Genomic DNA, 3573 nt, shown 5'->3' on the forward strand with positions numbered 1-3573 from the left:
GATGACCACCAGTCGTTCCATGGCAACACGCTACGGGCGGTCGTCCGTTCAGTCCCGTTCGGCGTGCTCGGGCTGCTGGGGCAGATCGGGCGTGGCAGCGGGAGCGGTAGCGGTCGCCGTACCGGAACGGCGCCGCTGCCGCAGCGGCCGGACCAGCCAGCGCCACACCGCGTACAGCACCGCGATCACGGCCGCGAACGGCGCCACGGCGCCGAGGACGAGCCCGATCCAGTGGACCGTCGCCGCCAGCGCCTCCCAGCCGCCCTTCAGCGCGTCCAGGAGACCGGGGTCGTCCTCGGCGACGGGCTCGGCGTCGTACGGCTCGGACAGCGATACGGTGATCGTCGCCATCGAGGTACGGTCCTTCAGCGACGCCTGCTGGGCCAGCAGGGACTCCAGCTCGGACTGACGGTTGCTCAGCTCGCCCTCCAGCGTGACCACGTCGGCCAGCTTCTCCGCCCGGTCCATCAGTGCCCGCACCCGGGCGACGCTCGCCCGCTGGGTGGCGATCCGGCTCTCCACATCGACCACCTGGTCGGTGACGTCCTTCGCGTCCGCCTTGCGTGAGAGCAGCTTCCCCGAACCTTCCAGGTCCGTGAGCAGCGAGGCGTACCGGTCCTGAGGGACACGCAGCACGATGCGGGACGTCACACGGGTGTCATCGACACGTTCGGTGGTCTCGTCCGCCACATGGCCACCCGCGGTCTCGACGGTGGTGCGGATCCGCGCCAGCGCCTTGGTCGCGTCCTTCACCTCCACCGACAGCTCGGCGGTGCGGATGACGTGGGTCCCCGCCGTCACGGGCTTGTTGGCCGTCCCGTCCCGCTGCGCGCCCGGAGCCGGTGAGGCCGCGGCATATCCGGAGCCGGCCGCCGGGCCGCGTCCGGTCGCCGCCTCGGCCACGTCCGGTTTCGCCGCTGACTTCGCGTCGCCCGACGAGTCGCCGGACGCACCGCAGCCCGCAAGCGCGAGCGAGGCGGTCAGCAGCGCCGCCGCGAACATATGACGCCGTATACGCATGTCATCCCCCAAGGTGGTGGTGTTTGCCGACAGTTCGACGTGCCGGGTGGGGGAGCGGGTTGCCGTTCCACGGTCCCGAAGCGGTCACGGTCAGGACTCGTTACGGTCCCCGGCAGGTCGTTTGAGAGAGTGGGCACATGAACGCCGACACGGATACGGGCACGAGCCCGGGCGCGCCAGTGGGGCAGCCGGGTCATGTCGTGGTCGTCGGCGGCGGGATCGCCGGGCTCTCCGCCGCCCACCGGCTGCTGTCCGCGGGGGTCCGGGTGACCCTGCTGGAGGCGACCGGCAGGCTGGGCGGCAAGCTCTTGGCCGGCGAGATCGCCGGGGCCCCCGTCGACCTCGGCGCCGAGTCGATCCTCGCCCGCCGCCCGGAGGCCGTGGACCTCGCCCGGGCCGTCGGGCTCGGTGACCGCCTCCAGACACCTGCCACGGCCACCGCCTCCGTATGGACCCGCGGCGCACTGCGTCCGATGCCCAAGGGCCATGTGATGGGCGTGCCGGGCAGCGCCGCCGCGCTGACCGGACTGCTCTCCGCCGATGGACTCGCGCGGATCGAGCGCGAGCGCGAGCTGCCACCCGCCGACCTCGGCGACGATGTCGCCATCGGCGCGTTCGTCGCCCAGCGGCTCGGCCGTGTGGTCGTCGACCGGCTGGTCGAGCCGCTGCTGGGCGGGGTGTACGCGGGAGACGCGTACCGGATCTCCATGCGCGCCGCAGTGCCCCAGCTCTTCGAAGCCGCCCGGGACGCGGGCGGCTCGCTCCACGACGCCGTCCGGGCGATCCAGCAGCGCGCTGCCCGGCAGCAGGAGACGGGCCCCGTCTTCATGGGCATCGACGGCGGCATCGGCACCCTTCCGCTCGCCGTCGCCGACGCCGTCCGCGCACAGGGCGGCGAGATCCGCACCGGCACCCCGGTGCTCGGCCTCACCCGCACCCCTGAACACTGGCTGATCCGCACCGGCGAGCGGCAGCTCACGGCTGACGCGGTGGTGCTGGCCACGCCTGCCGGGCCCGCGTCCGCGCTGCTCGCCGCGGAGTCCCCGGCGGCTGCCGCCGAGCTGGCCGGCGTCGAGTACGCCTCGATGGCGCTGATCACCCTGGCATTCCGCCGCTCCGACGTGGCCGGGCAGCTCCCGGAGGGCTCAGGCTTCCTCGTACCGCCCGTGGACGGCCGCACGATCAAGGCCTCCACCTTCTCGGCCCGCAAATGGCGGTGGGTGGCGGACCGCGCCCCCGACTTGTTCGTGCTGCGCACCTCCGTGGGGCGCTACGGGGAGGAGGAGCAGCTGCACCGTGAGGACTCCGAACTCGTGGACGTCTCCCTGGCCGATCTCCGCGAGGCCGCAGGACTCACCGCCCGGCCGGTGGCCGCCGAGGTCACCCGCTGGACCGGGGGGCTTCCGCAGTACCCGGTCGGCCATCTGGGCCGGGTCGCCCGGGTCCGGGACGCGGTGGCGAAGCTGCCCGGGCTGCGGGTGTGCGGGGCTGCGTACGACGGTGTGGGCATCCCCGCCTGCGTCGGCAGCGGCCGGCGTGCCGCGGAAGAGATCATCGCCACGGCACCCCTGGTGCGGGGCACTGTCCGGGACGGGCGAGAATAGCCCTATGAGTGCGCCCGAAAAGATCCCGAACGCCGGTAAGAAGGCGAAGGACCTCAACGAGGTCATCCGCTACACCCTGTGGTCAGTCTTCCGGCTGCGCGACGTGCTGCCCGAGGACAGGGTCGGATACGCCGACGAGGTCCAGGAGCTGTTCGACCAGCTCGCCGCCAAGGACGTCACCGTCCGCGGGACGTACGACGTGTCCGGACTGCGCGCCGACGCGGACCTGATGATCTGGTGGCACGCGGAGACCGCGGACGAGCTCCAGGAGGCCTACAACCTCTTCCGCCGCACCCGCCTCGGCCGCGCCCTGGAGCCGGTGTGGTCGAACATGGCCCTGCACCGCCCCGCCGAGTTCAACAAGTCGCACATCCCGGCGTTCCTCGCCGACGAGACGCCCCGCAACTACGTCTCGGTGTACCCGTTCGTGCGCTCGTACGACTGGTACCTGCTGCCGGACGAGGACCGTCGCCGGATGCTCGCGGACCACGGCAAGATGGCCCGCGGTTATCCGGATGTGCGCGCCAACACGGTCGCCTCGTTCTCGCTCGGCGACTACGAGTGGCTCCTCGCCTTCGAGGCCGACGAGCTGTACCGCATCGTCGACCTGATGCGCCATCTGCGTGCCTCCGAGGCCCGGATGCACGTCCGCGAGGAGGTCCCCTTCTACACCGGGCGGCGAAAGAGCGTGGCGGAGCTGGTGGCCGGGCTGGCCTGAGCGCCCCATGGCCCGGGCGGTCCCGTCGTAGCCGGGGCGCCCCGATGACCTGGGGTGAGTCGTTCCGCCGGACGGCCCACCCCCATTGACCCGGAAGATCAGACAGCGGGCGGCAGAGCGCGTGTACGCTCACGCTCCACCGCGCGCTGCTCCAAAGACACCGGGTCCGGCTTCGTGTTAGGGTAGACGTGAAACGACCACCCCAGCGTGACCCCCAACAACGAGTTGCGA

The 3573-nt window shown here is 72.1% G+C and carries 3 protein-coding genes; 2 read left to right on the top strand and 1 reads right to left on the bottom strand.

Translation table 11 applies throughout. The features are described 5' to 3' along the window. Window positions 1–48: 48 nt before the first annotated feature. Window positions 49–1020, bottom strand: a complete 972-nt coding sequence (locus ACFWI9_RS32000; protein WP_387168125.1) for a DUF4349 domain-containing protein — start codon at window positions 1018–1020, stop codon at window positions 49–51. Window positions 1021–1157: 137 nt separating this feature from the next. Between ACFWI9_RS32000 and hemG the strand changes: the two genes are divergently transcribed. Next, window positions 1158–2624, top strand: a complete 1467-nt coding sequence (hemG, locus tag ACFWI9_RS32005) for a protoporphyrinogen oxidase (RefSeq protein WP_387168127.1) — start codon at window positions 1158–1160, stop codon at window positions 2622–2624. Between the two features lie 4 nt (window positions 2625–2628). Continuing rightward, window positions 2629–3342 (top strand): hydrogen peroxide-dependent heme synthase, encoded by a 714-nt coding sequence (hemQ, locus tag ACFWI9_RS32010; RefSeq protein ID WP_387168130.1) that lies wholly within the window; start codon window positions 2629–2631, stop codon window positions 3340–3342. Window positions 3343–3573 lie beyond the last annotated feature (231 nt).

The sequence above is a fragment of the Streptomyces sp. NPDC127084 genome, assembly GCF_042724175.1.
GTDB lineage: Bacteria > Actinomycetota > Actinomycetes > Streptomycetales > Streptomycetaceae > Streptomyces.

Bases quoted from the DNA above. Each gene is read 5' to 3' on its own strand.
- hemQ (WP_387168130.1), top strand. From the start codon at position 2,629: ATGAGTGCGCCCGAAAAGATCCCGAACGCCGGTAAGAAGGCGAAGGAC.
- ACFWI9_RS32000 (WP_387168125.1), bottom strand. From the start codon at position 1,020: ATGCGTATACGGCGTCATATGTTCGCGGCGGCGCTGCTGACCGCCTCG.
- hemG (WP_387168127.1), top strand. From the start codon at position 1,158: ATGAACGCCGACACGGATACGGGCACGAGCCCGGGCGCGCCAGTGGGG.